General features: G+C 40.0%; 19 protein-coding genes. 10 read left to right on the top strand and 9 right to left on the bottom strand.

Annotated features, from left to right (window positions below; translation table 11 throughout):
• Positions 1 to 428 precede the first annotated feature (428 nt).
• A complete protein-coding gene (locus UYC_RS0124705; RefSeq protein WP_016874623.1) occupies positions 429 to 2,051 on the bottom strand; it encodes a P-loop NTPase fold protein in 1,623 nt (540 codons plus the stop codon).
• 101 nt (positions 2,052 to 2,152) lie between these two features.
• On the opposite strand from UYC_RS0124705, the gene menB reads away from it, so the two are divergent.
• Entirely contained in the window at positions 2,153 to 2,986 is an 834-nt protein-coding gene (menB, locus tag UYC_RS0124700) for a 1,4-dihydroxy-2-naphthoyl-CoA synthase (RefSeq protein ID WP_016874624.1), read from the top strand.
• A gap of 321 nt (positions 2,987 to 3,307) precedes the next feature.
• Here the strand turns inward: menB and UYC_RS0124695 are convergent, their stop codons facing one another.
• Both UYC_RS0124695 and UYC_RS0124690 read right to left on the bottom strand, forming a co-directional pair.
• The gene (locus UYC_RS0124695) at positions 3,308 to 3,604 is read right to left on the bottom strand and encodes a hypothetical protein (RefSeq protein ID WP_016874625.1); all 297 of its coding nucleotides are present in this window, start codon (positions 3,602 to 3,604) and stop codon (positions 3,308 to 3,310) included.
• Positions 3,605 to 4,258: 654 nt separating this feature from the next.
• A complete protein-coding gene (locus tag UYC_RS0124690) occupies positions 4,259 to 4,819 on the bottom strand; it encodes a DciA family protein (RefSeq protein WP_016874626.1) in 561 nt (186 codons plus the stop codon).
• Between the two features lie 190 nt (positions 4,820 to 5,009).
• Between UYC_RS0124690 and UYC_RS0124685 the strand changes: the two genes are divergently transcribed.
• From UYC_RS0124685 to UYC_RS0124655, 7 genes are all read left to right on the top strand, one after another.
• Positions 5,010 to 6,314, top strand: a complete 1,305-nt coding sequence (locus UYC_RS0124685; RefSeq protein ID WP_016874627.1) for a RodZ family helix-turn-helix domain-containing protein — start codon at positions 5,010 to 5,012, stop codon at positions 6,312 to 6,314.
• A gap of 83 nt (positions 6,315 to 6,397) precedes the next feature.
• Positions 6,398 to 7,075: a PspA/IM30 family protein gene (locus UYC_RS0124680; protein ID WP_016874628.1), complete on the top strand. Its 678-nt coding sequence runs from the start codon at positions 6,398 to 6,400 to the stop codon at positions 7,073 to 7,075.
• Between the two features lie 156 nt (positions 7,076 to 7,231).
• Positions 7,232 to 8,011, top strand: coding sequence for a PspA/IM30 family protein (locus UYC_RS0124675; RefSeq protein WP_016874629.1), 780 nt, complete (start codon positions 7,232 to 7,234; stop codon positions 8,009 to 8,011).
• Positions 8,012 to 8,214: 203 nt separating this feature from the next.
• Positions 8,215 to 8,544, top strand: a complete 330-nt coding sequence (locus UYC_RS0124670; RefSeq protein ID WP_016879702.1) for a thioredoxin family protein — start codon at positions 8,215 to 8,217, stop codon at positions 8,542 to 8,544.
• Positions 8,545 to 8,602: 58 nt separating this feature from the next.
• Positions 8,603 to 9,808, top strand: a complete 1,206-nt coding sequence (locus UYC_RS0124665; RefSeq protein ID WP_016874631.1) for an LL-diaminopimelate aminotransferase — start codon at positions 8,603 to 8,605, stop codon at positions 9,806 to 9,808.
• Positions 9,809 to 10,117: 309 nt separating this feature from the next.
• Positions 10,118 to 10,954, top strand: a complete 837-nt coding sequence (locus tag UYC_RS0124660) for an alpha/beta fold hydrolase (RefSeq protein WP_016874632.1) — start codon at positions 10,118 to 10,120, stop codon at positions 10,952 to 10,954.
• Between the two features lie 77 nt (positions 10,955 to 11,031).
• Positions 11,032 to 11,901: a hypothetical protein gene (locus tag UYC_RS0124655; protein ID WP_016874633.1), complete on the top strand. Its 870-nt coding sequence runs from the start codon at positions 11,032 to 11,034 to the stop codon at positions 11,899 to 11,901.
• A gap of 45 nt (positions 11,902 to 11,946) precedes the next feature.
• Here the strand turns inward: UYC_RS0124655 and UYC_RS0124650 are convergent, their stop codons facing one another.
• Entirely contained in the window at positions 11,947 to 12,753 is an 807-nt protein-coding gene (locus UYC_RS0124650) for a creatininase family protein (protein WP_016874634.1), read from the bottom strand.
• A 360-nt stretch (positions 12,754 to 13,113) separates the two neighbouring features.
• Between UYC_RS0124650 and UYC_RS0124645 the strand changes: the two genes are divergently transcribed.
• The gene (locus tag UYC_RS0124645; RefSeq protein WP_016874635.1) at positions 13,114 to 13,329 is read left to right on the top strand and encodes an ATP-grasp domain-containing protein; all 216 of its coding nucleotides are present in this window, start codon (positions 13,114 to 13,116) and stop codon (positions 13,327 to 13,329) included.
• Here the strand turns inward: UYC_RS0124645 and UYC_RS0124640 are convergent.
• Positions 13,326 to 13,586 carry a DUF7219 family protein gene (locus tag UYC_RS0124640; RefSeq protein WP_016874636.1) on the bottom strand — a complete coding sequence of 87 codons (261 nt, stop codon included), beginning with the start codon at positions 13,584 to 13,586 and terminating at the stop codon, positions 13,326 to 13,328. The genes UYC_RS0124645 and UYC_RS0124640 overlap by 4 nt on opposite strands.
• 475 nt (positions 13,587 to 14,061) lie before the next feature.
• On the opposite strand from UYC_RS0124640, the gene UYC_RS0124635 reads away from it, so the two are divergent.
• Positions 14,062 to 15,087, top strand: coding sequence for an SDR family oxidoreductase (locus UYC_RS0124635; protein ID WP_016874637.1), 1,026 nt, complete (start codon positions 14,062 to 14,064; stop codon positions 15,085 to 15,087).
• Between the two features lie 119 nt (positions 15,088 to 15,206).
• Here the strand turns inward: UYC_RS0124635 and UYC_RS0124630 are convergent, their stop codons facing one another.
• The 4 genes from UYC_RS0124630 to UYC_RS0124615 all read right to left on the bottom strand — a co-directional run bounded on the left by UYC_RS0124630 (position 15,207) and on the right by UYC_RS0124615 (position 19,632).
• Positions 15,207 to 16,406: an FtsW/RodA/SpoVE family cell cycle protein gene (locus UYC_RS0124630; protein WP_016874638.1), complete on the bottom strand. Its 1,200-nt coding sequence runs from the start codon at positions 16,404 to 16,406 to the stop codon at positions 15,207 to 15,209.
• Positions 16,407 to 16,584: 178 nt separating this feature from the next.
• On the bottom strand, positions 16,585 to 16,755 hold the full coding sequence (locus UYC_RS38120; protein WP_157171274.1) for a hypothetical protein: 171 nt from the start codon (positions 16,753 to 16,755) through the stop codon (positions 16,585 to 16,587).
• A 164-nt stretch (positions 16,756 to 16,919) separates the two neighbouring features.
• The gene (locus UYC_RS0124620; protein ID WP_016879701.1) at positions 16,920 to 17,594 is read right to left on the bottom strand and encodes a hypothetical protein; all 675 of its coding nucleotides are present in this window, start codon (positions 17,592 to 17,594) and stop codon (positions 16,920 to 16,922) included.
• 577 nt (positions 17,595 to 18,171) lie between these two features.
• Positions 18,172 to 19,632, bottom strand: coding sequence for an ATP-binding protein (locus tag UYC_RS0124615; protein ID WP_016874641.1), 1,461 nt, complete (start codon positions 19,630 to 19,632; stop codon positions 18,172 to 18,174).
• Positions 19,633 to 19,636: the final 4 nt, after the last annotated feature.

Genomic DNA, 19,636 nt, shown 5'->3' with positions numbered 1-19,636 from the left:
ACATCATTAATTCTTGGATGTGAATAAGTGCAACTTTGGCAGTAAAAACTTTGAAGACTGGATCGAGTAGTGAAAGAAACTTATTGAATATCAATCAGATAGAAAATTTATTTTTGATATTCTTTACACGCAGCTTTTTACCCAGTCTTTCTTCTGGGAAAAACTTTACTAGATTTAGATGTCAAATTTTATCTATAAGCTCTATAGCCCAGAGAAAGGAACTTTATTTTTAGGAGATTTATGTACTAGCAACTTCATATTTTGTGAGCCAAGGATTGATGTGAAAAGCAAATAGCCGTTTTTCTCTTCCTGCCTTGAGACAGGATTGATTTTAGTTATTGAATGTGTCTGACGCTAACTATCTCTGACTTTGGTGAGTAAGTTATCTTAGGTTAATTCTTACTTACATTATTTTTAAACTTAATCTTCTATTTTTTCACATTTCTTGATATTAATTTTGTTTTTGATAATAACGATTTAGACATATTAGAGCGTGTAGTTTCATCAATTCTATGTAACAATTTAGAAACAATGCTAATGATTATGATTTCATTTCCTAAATCAAACCTTGCTTTAGGTTTCTCTTCTAGACAGGAAATTTCATCACATACATTACATAAAGCTTGTACTATTATAGATATCTTGTCTTGAGGGATTTCATTTTCAGGGTAATTTTCAAGCTGTTCCAGAAATACTCTGAGTTGTGTAATACCGTCGGGTCGTTTTTGATGAGCCAGTTCTAGAAGTTTGTTGCTAAATGTTTTGGCATCATCAGCTAAAGCAAGAATGGATTGAAACTGGCGATCGCTTAATTCACCTGTTGTTAAATTCAGCCGAAAATAGATAGGAAATATTTCTGGACAACATATACGACGTTGGTTACAGCATTCTAATTGTTGTTGTCTATCGTCATGCTTAATATTACCCCAAACATCTTCTAATTTGGGAAAAAGCTGCACGAGCAAATATTGAACAGGTTGTTTATCTCGTTCGCTGAGTTGAGCTATCCAAGTATTTACTAAACTTTTAATTTTCTCGTTTGAATAATTATCGTCCTCTATAAAAGCAGGAAAATTATTGTAGATTGCTTCATAAATTAGAGGGCAAAAAAGCCGAAGCGCTTCTATAGCAATAAAATCAACTGCATTCACCTCTCCTTTAACTACTGGATAAGTTACTGTTAGCGTATTAGTCAAGCTAACAATATCACTAATTTTAGTAATAAAGTGGTCTATACCTTGTAAGTAAATAACACCCCAGCGATTTGGTTCAAATAGTTCCTCAGGGGTATCAGCTATGATGCCATTCAGTTTTTCAAACAGTAATCTACGTAGCGAGGTTTTATCTGGAGTAGGAATTTCAAAAGCAAATTGGATGATTTTTTCTAATGATTCTCCAGTTTCTGCAAGTGCTTTGACAACTACCTCTTGATTGAAAAATAAAAGATAGACAACATTCGTAAAATGGGGAATTGCTTTGAAAATACGAAAGAGTGTTCTAATATCATCAGCACTAAGTCTATCAATATCGTCGATGGCGATAACTATTCGTCGTGGTTGCTGGGCAACTGTCTCTTCAACTTCTTCTTTGATTTCAGAAGCTTCTTTCTCTTCCTCATCAAATAATTTTGCTACTGCCTTGGTAGCTTGAGTATAAGGAAGCGGGATTTCTGAAATAACATTAGCAATATCTGCTATTCTCTCTTTCAAGCCTTTGGGCACACTTGTGACTTGGCTTAAAACATCTTGTAATTGGTCAAAAAATTGTCTTGTAATGTTTTCATTTCCAGAAAATAACCAAGGATTAAAGCGGACTATGATTGGTTGCTCGTTTTCTGGCTTTTGTTGGAGATATTTGATGACAAAATGCAGTAACGTAGATTTACCAGAATTCCAACCACCATACACGGCGATCGCAAATCCTCCCGAAAATTTCATTTTACAGATAGTATCTGCAAGATACTGAGCAAAGGGTGCATATCCTAGCTTGTCTTGTTCGGGTGTAATCAGAGGATTGTCGGCAGATTGAGAATTTATTTCTGTCTGTGCCATGAGAAACTTCTCCTACTCGTAACGCAATCGTGGCACAGTTAATAGGTGGTGTATTCCCTATCCTAAGATACAATTTTCAACTTCAAGAGCATTCCACAGTTATGCAAATTGACTGGCAAACTGCCAAAACCTACGAAGACATTCTCTATCACAAAGCCGATGGCATTGCTAAAATTACCATCAATCGTCCGCACAAACGCAATGCCTTTCGTCCTAAAACCGTTTTTGAACTTTACGACGCCCTTTGTGATGCCCGTGAAGATACTACTATAGGTGTAGTTTTACTTACGGGTGCTGGCCCCCACACTGACGGTAAATATGCTTTTTGCTCAGGAGGAGACCAAAGTATACGCGGAAAGGCAGGTTATATAGATGACGACGGCATTCCCCGCTTAAATGTGCTGGATTTACAACGCCTGATTCGATCAATGCCGAAAGTAGTGATTGCTTTAGTCGCTGGCTATGCGATCGGTGGTGGACACGTTCTCCACTTAGTTTGCGATCTCACCATTGCTGCTGACAATGCCATTTTCGGACAAACTGGCCCTAAGGTGGGCAGTTTTGATGGTGGTTTTGGAGCAAGTTATCTCGCTCGCATAGTTGGACAAAAAAAGGCACGAGAAATTTGGTTTCTTTGTCGTCAGTATGACGCCAAACAGGCACTGGAAATGGGCTTAGTAAACTGCGTTGTGCCAGTAGAACAATTAGAAGCAGAAGGTATCCAGTGGGGACAAGAGATTTTAGAAAAAAGCCCAATTGCGATTCGCTGTTTGAAAGCAGCATTTAATGCTGACTGTGATGGACAAGCTGGTTTACAAGAACTTGCTGGTAATGCCACTTTACTTTATTACATGACAGAAGAAGGAGTCGAGGGCAAACAAGCATTTTTGGAAAAACGCCCACCTAATTTTCGCCAATATCCTTGGTTACCTTAAAGCTAAAAAATCGCTCCTAAATACTAAGGAGCGATTTTTTTAGATATCAAGGTTTATAGACCTCTTGAGAGGGAGTGTTCACACTTATTTTAATAAAAGTTACAAGCAAATTTTATCTTAGACTGCCTGCAAAGCAATTCTTTAATGACTATTAACTCTCGTTCTTGCTTCGCTTTGCAAATATCAAATGTAAAAAGTTGTCTCTCAAAAAGTGTATGTTTCATATTTTTGGTTAGATGAAATTCACCCTGACGAATGCATTTAGACACTATACAAATTTTACTTTCGTAACTTAACTGCCTTTAGTTTGATACCACACAGCTAACTCATTACTACTTTTGCTTTCGGCTGTTCAGTAGTGTTGCTAACTGTTCCTTCAATTGAAGCGATAGCTACTTTCTTGATCTCTGAGGGGATCGCTGGTGTTGCATCTGGCAAATTCCAAACGTCTTCCAAACTTTCCCATGAGGGAGCAAAGGGTGGAAGGGATAAAGAACAAGCCTTCCAATTAGCTTGCACTGGCGCTCCTAACTGCTGGCACACACCACCACGACGACCCTCTGGCTGATAGTAACGACAATATCTACAGGCAGAAGTTAAGTCTTTAATAGTTTTCATAATATAGTGCCTTTTACGGCTCATTTACATATCTAATTTTGCATCTAGATATAAATACTGAATAACAGCCAAAAAGCATATTTTTATCTAGGTTATAGCGATCCCTAAGAAATAATTTGCTTTAGAATCTTTTTAGCTTTGTGTTATATATTTCAATTATTTTAGTTAACATTACGATACATTTACGTTAAAAGTTTGTTTTTACTTGCTTTTGACTGAAAATTGTTAGGGATCAAGGCTAAAAAGTAAGCTCTCAATTCTTTTAAACTTTAAATTCTAGCAAAATATACACATCAGAGCATTAGGCCAGTTGTATATTTTGCCATATTTATCATTGCAAAAAGGTAGCCTGTGTAACGTTTGAAGAGGTTAAAAGTTCTATCCTATGGTAGAAGAATATGTTGGAGAATAAATTAACTAACAAAGTTTTGTTCAAGTATGAAGCCACGATCGCAATAAAGGAGTAATCTAAAAACCTCCTGCTAGTAGAGAAATATCTTGACGAACAAACTTGCGATCAAGCTAGTGTTGTTACTCTAGATGTGAATAACTTTAGTACTCAGCACTATTCAAGTTGCCTTGGTGGCACCAGGTTTAACCTAATTAAATTTAAATCCAGAAAATCAACAATTATAGTTGTAACAAAAATTACAGTTAAGAGTCAAAAGAATTGGAGAACTTTTTAGCAGCACACAGAGAACAGACTTGCCAGCGCTGAAGTTCACCAGGGGGAGTGGGGCACTGACATTGGGGACACAAGGGTAAATGGTGCGATCGCGCTTGTACAGTTTTTGCCCAGTCAGCAAAGGCTGTATTTGCATTTTTGGCAGTTAATGGAACCTCAGGAGGTAAGTTCATTTCCTCATCCAAGTAGCTCGGATGATGATGCGGCAGGAGTGTTTGTTTACTGGCAATTTCTTTTTGAGAGTGCCAATAAGCTGTCGAAAAACGAATATCTAACAAAGGAGCAGGCAGTAATGTATTTATCTTGACAAGCAGACGTTGACGCTCAAAAGTCAAGTTTTGTGCCCAAGCAGCACTAGAAACAGCCACGTACAAAATATCACGTTGTATAGAGAGTGGGCGAGTATGGGCAGCGATCGCAACTCCAACAATTTCAGCCCAACAGCCAAGCAAACGTTGAAATGGCTGCTGTTGTAATTTCGTCTGTATTTCTAAACTACCTAAAATATTATTAACTGAGTTCAAAGACATCCTGGTATAGGCGTGTCAAAATAGCATCTAGATAATGAGATAACCTTATGCTAATTTCGCTAACATTAGTACAAGTGTATATTGAAATTTAAATTAAATTTTTAGCGATTAGCTAACAGTTTTTAGCTAGCCGTTTTTAACTTTACTATTATTCCTAATTTCGGCAGTCTAAATTTGAGGCAGATAGATAATGAGTCAAAATCACCTGGAAGATTCGGGTGTACAGTCGTCTAAAACACCTGGCTTGAAGCCAGTTCTAGCAGCAGCACTGGCAAGTTTAGAAGTACAACTAGATCAAGAGTTAACCCGATATCGGCGAACGCGGTTGGCTGCATATAGAACACTCAATCAGCCTAGGATGCGTGCTTCGATGAGCAATCAAGCTCAGAAGCTAGCTGCTGCGGCAACAGTGGTAACAACCCAGCCATCACCAATTGCTGAAAGTGTTAACGAAATTTCCTCGCCCCAGGTTTCATCAATCATACAGTCAACACCCGTAGCAGACATCCATGAGGAATTGCCAAAGCCTGTAAAAGAAAACTTGCCAAGACAGCACACTCTGCAAATCTCCTCTACATCTGCCACAGATGAAAAACCAGCTTTGCCAACACTAAATTCTGCCAATATCGTTCCTGCAGCGATCGCGGAAAACAAGAGTGAAGATATTGTCAAACCACAAGCTACTCCCAAACCACCAGAGGACTATTTAGAATCATCAGAAGCACTACTGCGGAGTTTGGCACAAGAACCACCCCAAACAACTAAAACTCGCACTTCCGGCGACAGTCTGCTATCACCCATAGGTATCGGCTCGATGCTGTTGTTGTTACTATCGAGTCTTACCCTTGGTTATGTAATGTTTAATCCGAAAAATTTGCCCCGGTTTAGTTTCAACAATTTGTTTCAACGAAATGCCTCCAACTCAGAGGTAAAAACTGAAAACGTCAGCAGCAATACTAAAATACAGACGCAAGCACCGCTCACCCCCATCCCAAAGTATCCTAATTTAGCTACCAATGAATTCACAGAGGTGAAAACCCCAGATGATGTAGTTGGTTTAGCACCTACAGCCACACCAATTTTAATATCAACACCCAACCCAGTTGTGACTCCAAACTCTGCAGTTTCCCCCACAACTGCTGCCCAGCCACCGCAATTGCCGATCGCAACACCCAGCCCAGAGATTACTCCCACAACTGCTGCCCAAGTACAACAGCCGACTGCCACAACCTCACCCTCTGCCCAACCAACTCCCACCCCACAAAAGCTGGATGATGCAGAAATTAAACCGTTGGCGGATGGTTTCTATCATGTGGTCGTAGATAATCAAGGTGAAAATAGTTTAGCCAAAGCCCGGCTAGCAGTTCCTGATGCCTATTTGTCACCGGAAAAAAAATTTATTTATCTAGGAGCCTTTAAGACAAAAGAGCAAGTCAAACAACATTTGCAAATGTTAGAGACAAAAGGAATTAAAGCTAGGGTACAGCAGCCATAACAAGTCAGACGATAAGATACCATGAGGTAAATATCTACTCAGAGCTTTGCTGCTGACTGGCAAAATATCAATGGAGGGCCGACATGGGACTGATAGACCGTATCGGGCGGGTAATTCGTGCTAACATCAATAGTCTAATTGGTACTGCAGAAGATCCAGAAAAGGTCTTGGAACAAGCTGTAATCGAGATGCAGGACAATTTGGTGCAGTTACGACAAGCAGTAGCAGCGGCGATCGCCAGCCAAAAACGCACCGAACGGCAGGCGGCTCAAGCTCAGTCTGCGGCTGAGGAATGGTATCGTCGCGCCCAACTAGCACTACAACAAGGCAACGAACCTCTAGCACGGGAAGCTCTTACCAAACGTCAAGCTTATCAAAAAACTGCCATAGATCTCTCAAACCAGATCGAAGAGCAAACCAGCGTTGTGGCTAGATTAAAAAAAGATATGCGGGAACTCGAACTCAAAATTTCTGAGTTGAGAACTAAAAAAGATATTTACATTGCCCGTGCTCGTTCTGCTGAAGCTTCTGTACGGCTGCGAGAAATGCTCGATGGAGTTTCAGGTACAACAAGCTTGAATGCCTTTGAGCGCATGGAAGACAAAGTTTTACAACTCGAAGCTCAAAAAGATGCTATTGCCGTTGCGGGTACAGATGAACTAGAAAAAAAATTTGCAGTCCTAGAATCTAGTGTTGATAACGATTTGGCACAGATGAAGGCACAACTTCCTAGTAGTAGGGAAAATACCCAATCCTCATGATAGAGAAAATTGGGCAATGACGAATTTAAAAGCATATCTTAATCAATAAAACTAATATGGGGGAGGACTGAACCTGTCTAGAAAGATTAAATTTAAATAAGTAGGCATTAAATAGTAAAAAAGTAGCGCGTAAATCTCAAAAGGAAAAACAAAGTTATGGGATTATTCGATCGTATTAGACGAGTAGTCAGCGCCAACCTCAACGACATGGTCTCTAAAGCCGAAGACCCTGAAAAGATGTTGGAACAAGCCATCATAGAAATGCAGGAAGACTTGGTACAACTGCGTCAGGGAGTGGCTCAGGCGATCGCTGCTCAAAAACGTACTGAAAAACAGTACAATGATGCTCAAAATGAGATTAATAAGTGGCAACGCAATGCCCAACTAGCTCTGCAAAAAGGTGACGAAAATCTAGCCAGACAAGCACTAGAGCGCAAAAAGACTTTTACGGAATCAGGAACTGCTCTCAAAGCTAGTCTAGAGCAGCAAACTGTTCAGGTAGAAACCCTCAAGCGCAACTTAATCCAGCTCGAAAGCAAAATTTCTGAAGCCAAAACCAAAAAGGAAATGCTCAAAGCTCGGATCACCGCTGCCAAAGCCCAAGAACAACTCGAAGGCATGGTACGTGGCATGAATACCAGCAGTGCAATGGCAGCATTCGAGCGTATGGAAGAAAAAGTTCTCATGCAAGAAGCTCGCGCCCAATCGGCGGCTGAGTTAGCTGGAGCAGACTTAGAACAGCAATTTGCTCGTCTGGAAGCTAGTAGCGACGTAGATGATGAATTGGCAGCTTTGAAAGCTCAGATTTCCCTACCAGGTGCTACACCTAACCAACAGCAATTACCACCAGAAACCTCTGCGCCCAAATCTAATCAACAATCTGAAGTGGTTGATGCCGAGTTGGAATCGCTACGCAAGCAACTGGATCAAATGTAAAATATATAGTTCCTTATTCAAGTCAGTCCCACACCTATTGGTAGTGGGATTTTATGTCCCCAAGCGACGACCATCATAAAAGTTAATAGTTGATCGTAAAAATCACTATTGACTCTTAACTATGGATGATTGGCGACTTTGGGATAGAGTAATTTGTGTGTCAATTTATAACGATAAAACGATATCACCTGATGGAAACTGGAATGAATAAGGGTGTAAAAGCCATAACTGATGCTGAGTTTGAAAACGAAGTCATGCAAGCCGGAAGCCCGGTATTAATTTACTTTTGGGCTTCCTGGTGCGGCCCTTGTCGATTGATGTCACCATTGATAAACTTAGCTGCTGATACCTACAGCGATCGCTTAAAAGTGGTGAAAATGGAAGTCGATCCCAATCCAGCCACCGTTAAGCAATACCAAGTAGAGGGAGTACCCGCTTTAAGGCTCATTCAAGGAGAACAACTCCTAGCATCGACAGAGGGTGTCATTGCCAAAGACAAATTACTCGACCTGTTAGATACTCATTTAAATTAATCATTAGTCATTGGTCATTGGTCATTAACAATGGCTAATGACGAAGGACAAACAACATATGCTGTTTGCACAACGTTTACAATTCCTCCAATCGAATGTATTTGCCGACATGGATAGAGCCAAGGCAAAAGCTTTGGCTGCGGGACGGCAATTGATAGATTTGTCATTAGGATCTTCGGATCTGCCAGCTGAGGCACACGCAATTGAGGCGATCGCCCAATCTCTCTACGATCCAAGTACCCACGGCTACTTACTGTTTCACGGTACGCAGGCATTTCGTCAGGCTGCTGCTGTTTGGTACGAGCAAAGATTTGGCATTCCCGTCAATCCAGAAACCGAAGTCATACCGCTCATTGGCTCCCAGGAAGGAACAGCTCATTTACCACTGGCTGTACTCAATCCTGGGGACTTTGCTTTGTTGCTCGATCCGGGCTATCCTTCCCATGCAGGTGGAGTCTACTTAGCCAGCGGTCAAATTTACCCCATGCCACTACGGGCAGAAAACGGATTTTTACCAGTATTTGCTGATATTCCCACACCCGTTCTGGCACAGGCACGGATGATGGTATTAAGCTATCCACACAATCCAACCAGCGCGATCGCACCGTTATCCTTCTTCCAAGAAGCCGTTGCCTTTTGTCAGCAACACAATCTCGTTTTAGTTCATGATTTCCCCTACGTCGATTTAGTATTTGAGGAGGTAGGGGACAGGGGACAGGGGACAGGGGACAGGGAGAACTCTTCTCTAGCTCCCTCTATTCTTCAAGCCGATCCAGAAAAAAGTGTCTCGATCGAATTTTTCACTTTGTCCAAGTCCTATAATATGGGTGGTTTCCGGATTGGTTTTGGTATTGGCAATGTCGAGTTAATTCGGGCTTTGCGGCAAGTCAAAGCAGCAGTTGATTTTAATCAGTATCGCGGGATTTTGAATGGCGCGATCGCTGCTCTGACTGGTAGCCAAGAAGGAGTGAAAAAAACTGTTGCTACCTTCCGTCAACGTCGGGATGTCTTCGTGAATGCGCTACACAGAATTGCTTGGCAAGTTCCCACTCCCAAAGCAACAATGTATGTTTGGGCAAAGTTACCAGAGCCTTGGAGTCAAGATTCGATAAGATTTTGTACTCAGCTAGTCGAAAGTACAGGAGTAGCAGTTTCGCCTGGTGCGGGCTTTGGTAAATTTGGCGAAGGTTATGTTCGCTTTGCTTTGGTGCATGAACCAGATATTTTGGAAACTGCGGTGCAAAGAATTGCGGAGTTTTTGTAGGAAAATTATTCGCAAAGTGAAAATCTGGGAGTATACGAAATAAGGCTTGTAGTGGATTAAACTTACGCACGAGTTACTGAAGAATAAAACCGCTCCAGGCGCAAAGGGCACGGAGGAAGAAGAGTTAGAGAGGTATTTGGCGTTAGTTCTGTGGTTGAAAGATGAATGTGATCGTGTTTGTAGTTAGTAGGAGTTAGGTTAAATAACGATCGCTAATTCCATCACTAAGACTGCAAAAGCGATCGCAACCCACAGATGCATCATTCCTGTACCATTGAAGCGGAAAGCTTTCTCTCCACAATACTAATGATGCCTGTACGCCAAACCTTATCAAAGCCTGATATTCAACTTTCTTATTTAGAGTGGAATCAAGGTCAAGAACCTTTATTATTACTGCATGGTTTAGCCGATCATGCTTTGGTGTGGTCTAGTTTGGGAGATTATTTGGCAGCAGAATATCATATAGTTGCGCCAGATATGCGCGGTCATGGGGAAAGCAGTAAACCTGAGCAAGACTATAGTTTTGAGAGTGCGATCGCTGATTTGGAAGCACTGATGGATCGCTTAGGATGGGCAAGCACTCATGTTGTTGCTCACTCATGGTCTGGTAAACTAGTTTGTATCTGGGCAAGGCAATATCCACAGAGGCTGCGGAGCATGGTTTTAGTCGATCCAATTTTCATCTGGAAAATGCCCAGCTTCCTGAAGGTAACATTTCCGCTGTTGTACCGCGTTTTGCCGTTTCTAAAAGCAATGGGGCCATTTCATAATTATGAAGCAGCACAACAGCAAGCCCGTCTATTAAACCAATATCAAGGATGGAGTCTTTTACAGCAGCAAGTCTTCCAAGCTGGTATAGAACAAAAATCTGATGGTAGCTGGGGTAGTAAATTTACCATTGCCGCCCGTGATGGAATCTTTGATGAAGTTATGCGGGTTCCTGGCTTAACAGTTCCTATTCACATCCCTACTCTCTTCGTACAGCCAGAAAAAGGTGTGAACCGCCAAGATTGGCAATTGAAACCTTACAAAACATACTTGAGAAATCTACAATTGTGTCAGGTTCCCGGAAATCATTGGCCGTTTTTGACACAACCAGAAGTATTTAACCAAACAGTGGAAAGTTTTTTGAAAAAAAATAGATAGATGCGCAACTTTTACCTTTTAACATCTGTCTAAAGAGGTATTAGCAAACTACTCACTTGTACTATTCTGGATCGGTTATGAGCTTTTGTAAGAATCCCAACTGCCCTCAACCAAATCATCCAGATCACGATAAAAACTGTTGTCAAAGTTGCGGTTCTTCGTTGGAGTTGGCGGAGAATGGGAATAGAGAAAATTTAGCACCGCCAAATACTACAACTTTACCACCACAACAAATGCCGCGAAAAAAAGTACCACTATCGGCATTAGTTACCGCGCTGTTAGTCTCACTGGGGTTAATTAGTGTCGCAGCATTAGCAGCGCGATCGCCTCAATTTGCTGCCTATCCTCCAGATTACGGACAAATTCCCCAAAAGAAAGGTAAAGTTGCTTATTTTCCCTATCAAGAAGGAAAGGATAGTAAGGACAGAACAGCGGAATTTAATATAGCTATTTTGTCAAAATATAAATGGCTCTTGGGCAGTGAAGAACAAATAAAACATAAGAATAAAATTATAAATATTGACGACTTAAGAGCAAATCTCGAACAAGAGGGAATACAAACTATTATGGAAAACCCAACTGAAATTATTTCAGTGGGTACAGCGGTTTGTGAAGGAACACCAGAGATTGATGAACGTAAAGCTTTTGAACGTGCGAAACAAACTCAAGTTCTAGTCAAAAAATTATTTTTTCATGTATCTAGTGTCAAAGATTATCGGCTCTTAAATCTCGGTCAATTTCACCGTCAAGATTGTCAATCAAAACGTGATTTAACAGCATATCAAAGAAGTATTATTATTATCGGCGTGCGGAAAAAATCAGAGGGTGTAATCTTAGATGAAGCACTAAGAAATAGACTGAAGAAAAAACCTTTTGCTGATTTTAAATTAAAGGATTATTCGTTAGGTTCTGCTGAGAAGTTTAAAACCATACCCAGCAATTTTTAATCTCCCTTTCTCCTTCTCCAAGTCTTCCCTTCTGCCATCTGCCTTCTACCCATTTGCTTGGGGTTGTTTAAACGCATAGATATCTTTGATAACTTGCACCCAACCATCAGATACAGATTCGAGGATGCGATCGCCTTTTTCCTTTGTTGCAGTCGTCGGATCGCCGACAACTCCGCTTTTACTTAAATCCCGTGTTGCCCAAGCAAAGCTTAATTTACCTTCTACACTCAACAAACTATCTTCTGGCTGCTGTGGAGGATACTCAGCTACAGCTTTTTCCATCTTGACTTGGTTTGGCAAAATCGACAGCATGATGCTAGTTTCGGCATCTCCGGCATGAATCCCCAATCGTTTTTCTTGAGGCGAGAGTAATTCCCAAGTAATGTGTGGAACTCGCCAAGTAAACAGCGGAAATACCAAAAAGTCGCTGTAGTTAATGTGCAAGTCTCTAGCGGCAATTTCCATTACCTGTGGTTGCCCTCCGTGGGAGTTCATTAACACCAGTTTTCTGAACCCAGCCCGGTAAACACTTTCTCCTATTTCCACGATTGTTGCCAAAAGAGTTTCAGCACTCAAGGTAATCGTACCGGGAAAGTGCCAATGCTCGTTAGATTTGCCGTAATAAAGAGTTGGTAAGGCATAGGCAGGAATTCTTACATCAAGTTTTTCTAAAGCTTTTCCCAGTACAGCCACACCAATGGCAGCATCTACTATCAACGGTAAATGAGGCCCATGTTGCTCTATTGCCCCTACTGGTTGAATTAATACCACATTTTCCTTGTTTGGCATTGCCTGAATATCAATCCAACTTAAGTAGGGGAAAAAGCGCTCTGGAGGAATAAAGCTGTGCATAAGCTGTTCCACATTTAACTTACATAACATGGGCGGACAAGATGTCCACCCCACAAGAGTTTAGCCTCATTTCAATAGCAAACTAGATGTTTTTCAGCTTATTCAAGAAAAATTAAAAATTAAGTCGCACCAAATCATAGATTGATTGGAAAATCCAATTTTATGATGATCGCGACCACAGATAAACACAGATGCACACGGATAAATTATCTGTGTCCATCTGTGTCCATCTGTGGTCGATTTCTAAAACTTTCTTCCCTTCTAGCTTGAAAATAATCTTTAATTTTAGGTTAACTTAAGGTTAATATCAGGTTATGCTAAATTAGAGGTTTTACTTCTACTAATGTTTGAAGAGGGCGATTGCACACCCCAGAAGAAATTCAAATCGGAGCTAAGGTATTGATTTTAAGTCCGGCTTATGTTGCTGGAAGAATTGGAGTAGTTTGTGGGCGAGAAGTACTCTCAGATAATCTACCAAGCGATCGCTGGCTGATCCAAGTTGATTCCGAAAATATTGTGGTGTCGCTTACCCGAAATGATTTCCAGGTGCTACCTCAGTGGGAAAAGGATCTTTAGGATTTTTCTATCGACTGTGTTCCAATTCCCAGATTTTTTTTGCTTAGTTTTAAATCTTTCCACAGAGTTTTCATTTGAGTGTAAGCTTCTTCAGGCGTGAGTTTACCCGATGTTGCAAAATTGGTAAGATAGCCAACTTGGTGAGCGAATTCTTGGAGTTTGGCATTAAAAGCTACGTTTTCAGGTTGAGCTTTACCGTAGTAGCGACTGCGAGGATAGAGAAAGCCGTGTTTATTTTCCTGATTCAACTGTGACATTGATTTACCGCTTCATGCTCGTATTTGATTATTTAATACGTTTAACCTCGCAATCACACAAGTCATCTTTTTTACAATTTAAGATTATTTAAATCAGTCGCAACCTTCATGTGGTGAGCAATTTTTGTAGGGTGGGCACTGCTTAAATTTCCTCAAATCCTGATTTTACTTTATGGACAGTGCCCACCTTACGGTTATGGAGAGTGGTGCAAGACATTAATGAGCACAGTTCCAAGCAAGAAATGAAAGTGAATCTATCCCTTATGCCTACTGCCCGGTTGGTGAGCGGAACCGAACCACTGCCCTCTGCCTTTAAAGCTAGTAGTCAGCTGATTAACGTGAAATGGTATTAAATCATCTATTTTGAGTATGAAGCTACAGGTAGATGGGATTTGACATTTGCCAGTCTTATGAAAGATGGATTTATTCTTAATAAAAATTAATACATAGAAAGGAAGAGTGGAAATGATAAACAATGCAATTAAAGCCAATTAGTCAACAGGTAGTGGCGATCATCGGGGCTTCTAGTGGAATTGGGCGTTTGGCAGCCTTAAAGTTTGCCCAGCGCGGAGCAAAAGTGGTGGTTGCGGCTCGCAGCGAACCTGGATTAAAGTCCTTAGTAGAGGAGATTAGAAGCGCTGGTGGTGAGGCGATATCTGTAGTTGCAGATGTAAGTGAGTTCGAGCAAGTTAAGGCAGTTGCCGAGAAAACTGTGGCAGAATACGGACGGCTAGATACTTGGGTGCATACCGCAGCGACAGGTATATTAGCACCTTTTGAGAAGATTACGCCACAGGAATTTGCACGAGTTGTTGATGTTACCTTAATGGGACAAGTATACGGCGCAATGGTTGCGTTACCTCATTTGAAGCGTGAAGGACGTGGGGCATTAATTCATATATCCTCAGTGGAAGGTAGGCGGAGTCTGCCACTGCAAAGCCCCTACTCTACCGCCAAGCATGGTTTGGAAGGTTTCTTAGAAGCCTTACGCGTCGAGTTGCAACATGAACAATTACCCATCAGCGTTACTTCTATACTGCCCTCAGTAATCAATACACCTTACTACAATAAAGTTCGTACCAAACTAGGGGTAAAACCTACAGGAATTCCTCCATACTATCAGCCTGATATTGTTGTTGACGCCATTCTTTATGCCGCCGAACATCCCACACGTGATTTTATTGTTGGGGATGTGGGTAAAATTTTAGATCTGCTACAAAAAGTTTCGCCTTCTTTAGTAGATTCACTGTTGCTACTTGTGGGCTTTGCCGGGCAGCGCACAACTGAACCAAAGTCAGAGGATGCACCAGACAATGTTTTTGCTCCCATCTCAGGCTATGACAGAGTTGAAGGAGATTTTAGTAATCTTGCAATTCCAACTTTCCTGGATTGGTTGGATATGAATCCCTACCTAAAGTGGAGTGCTTTAGCATTCACAGCATTTGCAGTATTTGGTACTGCCATGTTTCTGGATGGATGGCATCCCAGAAATGAAGTTTGATTTTTTCTGCTTTTGCGATCGCACGCTCATTTTAGTATACGGATGAAATGAATAACCTCCTTAGTCTTAGCTCAAGGAGGTTAGCATTGATTGTGTCCAATAACTTGCAAAATATGTAATCAGAGTTTTGTTTTACTATATTGTCGGCGTTGTGGTCTATTCTTGGGTAATCCTCGTAAGGGTAATACCTCAGCTTCACTACTCTCCCGTGCTACCCGAATCAATAACCCAGCTGCCACTAGACTAGCCATCATAGAATTACCACCATAACTAAACATCGGTAATGGCAAACCAGTAGTCGGTAAGGCACCTGTAGCAACACCAATGTGGAGTAATGATTGTCCTACAATCAAAATTGTCACACCGATCGCCACAAGTCGGTTGATGGGATGAGTTGTTTTGAGAGCAACAATTAGTCCTAAGGTGGCAAACATCGCTAAAATAAACAACAACACCATACTGCCAACAAAACCAAATTCTTCTGCAAACACCGCAAAAATAAAATCGGTGTCTTGAATTGGTAAGTAAAATAGCTTTTGCTGAGAAAGCCCAAATCCAGCACCCCAAGTGCCACCAGAAGCTACTGCTAGCAAGCTTTGCACTAATTGATAGCCATCTCCGGTAGCATCAGCCCAAGGATTGAGGAATGACATCACCCGTTTGCGCTGATACTCTTTGATGCTGATACTGAGTACTGCTAAGGCTACTCCCCCAATTGCTGTTCCTCCCAAGTATTTGTACGGTAACCCAGCTGCTAAGGCAATTAGCCAAATAGTCATGCCGCAAAGTGCAGTTGTACTCAAGTTAGGCTGTGCCAAAATCCCCAAAATGACAAGACAAAAAATACCCAACCAAGTGAAGCGAACACGCCAACTTAGTTTATCCCATTGACCAAAAAGTCTCGCACTTTGTAGCACTAAAAATGGTTTAATCAATTCAGAAGGCTGAATTGGAATTGGCCCAAGAGCAATCCAACGAGAGGCGTCAAAAGCTTTTTTTCCTAGCCCTGGCACGAGGGTGAGAAAAATAAACCCCAATAGCAAAAAGACAAACCAATGGGATACACCCAAAATTTTGCGCAGGGGTAAGTTAACCGTGATGTTGAATAAGATTAAGGCGACGAAAACCCAAATTAATTGGCGCTTAAAGTAATACAGCCCATCATCATGACGAGCATCAGCAACAGGATAGGATGCCGAAAATAGTATTACTAAGCCAAAGAATAACCAAACTAATGTTAACCAGCGTAATAGGCGTGCCTCTAATGCCCAGCTGGACACAGTATTATCAAATAATGGAATCAGGCGGCGTAGATTCACGATCTGTACGGATTTAAGTGTAATGTTCCCAATTGACGTTTAATGATAGTACGCTCTAGAGCGATCGCGCTCCTCAAACTCGATTGACATTCAGAACTCCCTCAATTAACCACATTGCTTGTACAACGCCTTTAATATAATCAGGTACAGACAGAATAATCTTGGTATTTATCCTGTTTCAAATCTTTCTGAGTGTCTCAACAGCATCTGTGATACTCCCTGCAGGGCATACCACAGAAACCTTATTATGCTGGCGATCGTGCAATCGTTTAAAAGCGAATGCTACCAAAGGTACACCTACTGCTGCACATTCGTAAACCGTGTTGTAACCACCACCTCCCACTACCACGTCTGCCGCAGCTTAACATTCAATTACCGGATGGTAAGATATACATAAATCTTGCGCACTCTAGAGGGCAACTAGCAGCTAAAATTTTAGTGCGATCGCGCTATTTTTCTATATTGGTAACTCAAAGCAATTGCCAATTAACTATAGCTCAAAGTATGCAAAGTTTATTTTCCCTCTGTCAACTTTACAGCATAAGCCAAAGCCGCCTGTTGTTCGCGAGTTAGGGCATCTAAGCCAAAGCAAGCAAATGCAATTGGTGATAACTCCGACTGTGTAGAGAAAATAGTTTTATCATCTGTATCTCTCAAAGAGGTTTTACCCTCTTTGACTTCTACCTTGTACAGTAGCTTTTTATTTGCTTTAAGAATATCGAACCCATAATCACGCTTTTTAATTCGATAAATTTCTCTATTTGTCCAGTCCTCTAACTTATAATCTTTCTTACCTTGCTTTCGGAAAGTATATAACTCTTTATTGTCAGAATTTTCAAGCTTCCAATGTTCTTTTTCAAAAACTACATATCCTAAGGTTTTATCCGAAGAATTCTTAAGTTTAAATTTGCCATCAACTTCAGTTTTAATTATTGCTATATTTTTGTGATTAGCATCAAATAAATTTGCATCACTTGCTTTTTTCTTAAGCACAAATAAATCTGAATTATCTTCTTTTTTAAACTGAAATTTTTCTGTATCATCAGCGAAATCAGGAGTAGAAGCTTGCTGTTTAAGAGGTGTTTTTTGTGGAGCAAACATACCTGAAGATGAGTTGGCAACCTTAGTACAGCCAAAATTATAACTGATTAAAAGAACCGAGATAAAAGTAAGTATGACTTTTTGCATAATTATTAATTCTTTAAGTATTGATTGACTTAAATGACGTCATTTGCTCAATTTAAGAATTGATAAAGACTTTCAAAATATTAATTTAGAAAAATAAGGTAATTTTAACGCATCGTCAATTTCCTCTTTCAAAAATTAACGTCGTCATTCTGTTGTGATTTTTATTTATAAATATAAAATTTAATTAATTATTAAAAATGATAATTATCAATTAAAATATCGCAGCCGCAAGTATAACAAACTAAAAATACAGCGTCAATAAATATATTTAAGTATTAGAGTTAGCGATCGCGCTTCTTTAAGTAGGGTGGGTACTATGCCCAACGCAAAAATAAGGGTTTGAGGAAAGTTAGGCAGTGCCAGCCTTAAAAAAATTGCCATCAAGCAACTGGTAAAAGATATGAGTATCATAACCAGTCACACTGTACTACTGGCTAAATCCCCTAAGTCTGGCACAAATCTTTCTGCGATTGATAAAAAAATTTCATAAAAGCAAAAAGGAAGCAGCTTTTTATACTGCTTCCTAAAGAGAAGGGTAAGATAAAACATAAACAACATTTAAGTATGCTCAGTAATATTAACTTTCTTGCATTACATAAGTCAGTGATTCAAGATTATTCCCTGTTTGGCTATCAACTGATAAAGGAATCTTGATCCAGAACTCGGTTCCTTGATCTGGCTGTGAAACACAACTAAGTTGTCCTTTGTGTTTTCCCACTACTATTTTATAACTGATTGACAAACCCAACCCTGTACCTTTTCCAACAGGTTTAGTTGTGAAAAATGGATCAAAAATTTGTGATTTAATAGACTCAGGTATACCTGAACCATTATCGGCAATTCTGATTAAAACAAAGTTGCTTTCCAATAATTCTGTAGCAATACTAATTTTACGTTGATTAGCCTGACTTTCTTCCGTAGATTTTTGACTGTTATGACTATCCAGCGCATCAATTGCATTACTAATAATATTCATGAATACTTGATTAAGTTGACCAGGATAGCATTCTACTAAAGGCAAATTTCCATATGTTTTCACAATTTCTATGCTAGAACGATTTGATTGAGCTTTAAGCCGATGTTGCAAAAGTAGTAAAGTACTATCTATTCCTTCATGAATATTAACCCTTTTCATCTCAGCTTCATCTAAGCGGGAAAAGTTACGAAGAGATAAAACTATCTCTGTAATGCGTTCTGCACCTATTTTTATAGAATTGATGATTTGTGGTAAATCATCAGTTAGGTATTCTAAATCAATGTTTTTAATGTAATCCTGAATTTCTGTTATTTGATTGTAATTATATTTTTGATAAAGCTTAACTAAGTTTAATAAGTCTTGTGCGTATTCTTCAACATAATTTATATTGCCATAAATAAAATTAATGGGGTTATTAATTTCATGAGCTATTCCTGCCACCATTTGTCCAAGACTAGACATTTTTTCCGCTTGAACTAATTGAGCTTGGGCATCTTGCAATTCCATTAAAGATTTTTGTAATCTTTCAGCCTGCGATTTAGCAATTTTAGCTAAATTTTCTTTGATTTGCAGAGCACTCTTTAATTCCACTTGTTGCTGGGTTAGTTCTGCTGTTAACTTTTCAGTATCAGCTAAAGCTGTATTCTTAGCTTGTAGTAAAAAGATAAAATCAACGATTGGATCGTGAATTGCAAAATCCTTGAGTTTAAGGCCAAAAGGGGCAAGACTATTAGTATCAGTTATCCAGGGGGAACCAAGAAAAAATACTACATCCTGTTCTACTTGATATACCATTTGCCCCTTCAGCTGCATTCCATTGTGGAGAAACTCCACAATAAAAAGAGCGCGAGACTGTTTGATAAAAACATCAAAATCAATTGGAATATTTGGGCGATTGATTTGAAAATACTGCTCAAGAGATTTGCCTATAATTTCTTCGGGACAAATACGCTGTAGAACCGTACCAATTTGTACAATTTCCAAGTCGCGGTTAATTACAAAATGAAATGGAAATGCTTTTGCAAATGAATCAAACGAAAGACTCAACTGAGTAAGAATCATGTTG

The sequence above is a fragment of the Chlorogloeopsis fritschii PCC 6912 genome, assembly GCF_000317285.1.
Classification (GTDB): Bacteria; Cyanobacteriota; Cyanobacteriia; order Cyanobacteriales; family Nostocaceae; genus Chlorogloeopsis; species Chlorogloeopsis fritschii.
This window is presented reverse-complemented; position numbering and strand designations above follow the sequence as displayed.

Excerpts from the sequence above, each read along its gene's own strand:
- UYC_RS0124615 (WP_016874641.1), bottom strand. The coding sequence starts at position 19,632 with ATGATTCTTACTCAGTTGAGTCTTTCGTTTGATTCATTTGCAAAAGCA.
- UYC_RS0124655 (WP_016874633.1), top strand. The coding sequence starts at position 11,032 with ATGAGCTTTTGTAAGAATCCCAACTGCCCTCAACCAAATCATCCAGAT.
- UYC_RS0124705 (WP_016874623.1), bottom strand. The coding sequence starts at position 2,051 with ATGGCACAGACAGAAATAAATTCTCAATCTGCCGACAATCCTCTGATT.
- UYC_RS0124660 (WP_016874632.1), top strand. The coding sequence starts at position 10,118 with ATGCCTGTACGCCAAACCTTATCAAAGCCTGATATTCAACTTTCTTAT.
- UYC_RS0124635 (WP_016874637.1), top strand. The coding sequence starts at position 14,062 with ATGCAATTAAAGCCAATTAGTCAACAGGTAGTGGCGATCATCGGGGCT.
- UYC_RS0124650 (WP_016874634.1), bottom strand. The coding sequence starts at position 12,753 with ATGCACAGCTTTATTCCTCCAGAGCGCTTTTTCCCCTACTTAAGTTGG.
- UYC_RS0124620 (WP_016879701.1), bottom strand. The coding sequence starts at position 17,594 with ATGCAAAAAGTCATACTTACTTTTATCTCGGTTCTTTTAATCAGTTAT.
- UYC_RS0124690 (WP_016874626.1), bottom strand. The coding sequence starts at position 4,819 with ATGTCTTTGAACTCAGTTAATAATATTTTAGGTAGTTTAGAAATACAG.
- UYC_RS0124640 (WP_016874636.1), bottom strand. The coding sequence starts at position 13,586 with ATGTCACAGTTGAATCAGGAAAATAAACACGGCTTTCTCTATCCTCGC.
- menB (WP_016874624.1), top strand. The coding sequence starts at position 2,153 with ATGCAAATTGACTGGCAAACTGCCAAAACCTACGAAGACATTCTCTAT.
- UYC_RS0124685 (WP_016874627.1), top strand. The coding sequence starts at position 5,010 with ATGAGTCAAAATCACCTGGAAGATTCGGGTGTACAGTCGTCTAAAACA.
- UYC_RS0124670 (WP_016879702.1), top strand. The coding sequence starts at position 8,215 with ATGAATAAGGGTGTAAAAGCCATAACTGATGCTGAGTTTGAAAACGAA.
- UYC_RS0124695 (WP_016874625.1), bottom strand. The coding sequence starts at position 3,604 with ATGAAAACTATTAAAGACTTAACTTCTGCCTGTAGATATTGTCGTTAC.
- UYC_RS0124675 (WP_016874629.1), top strand. The coding sequence starts at position 7,232 with ATGGGATTATTCGATCGTATTAGACGAGTAGTCAGCGCCAACCTCAAC.
- UYC_RS0124665 (WP_016874631.1), top strand. The coding sequence starts at position 8,603 with ATGCTGTTTGCACAACGTTTACAATTCCTCCAATCGAATGTATTTGCC.
- UYC_RS0124680 (WP_016874628.1), top strand. The coding sequence starts at position 6,398 with ATGGGACTGATAGACCGTATCGGGCGGGTAATTCGTGCTAACATCAAT.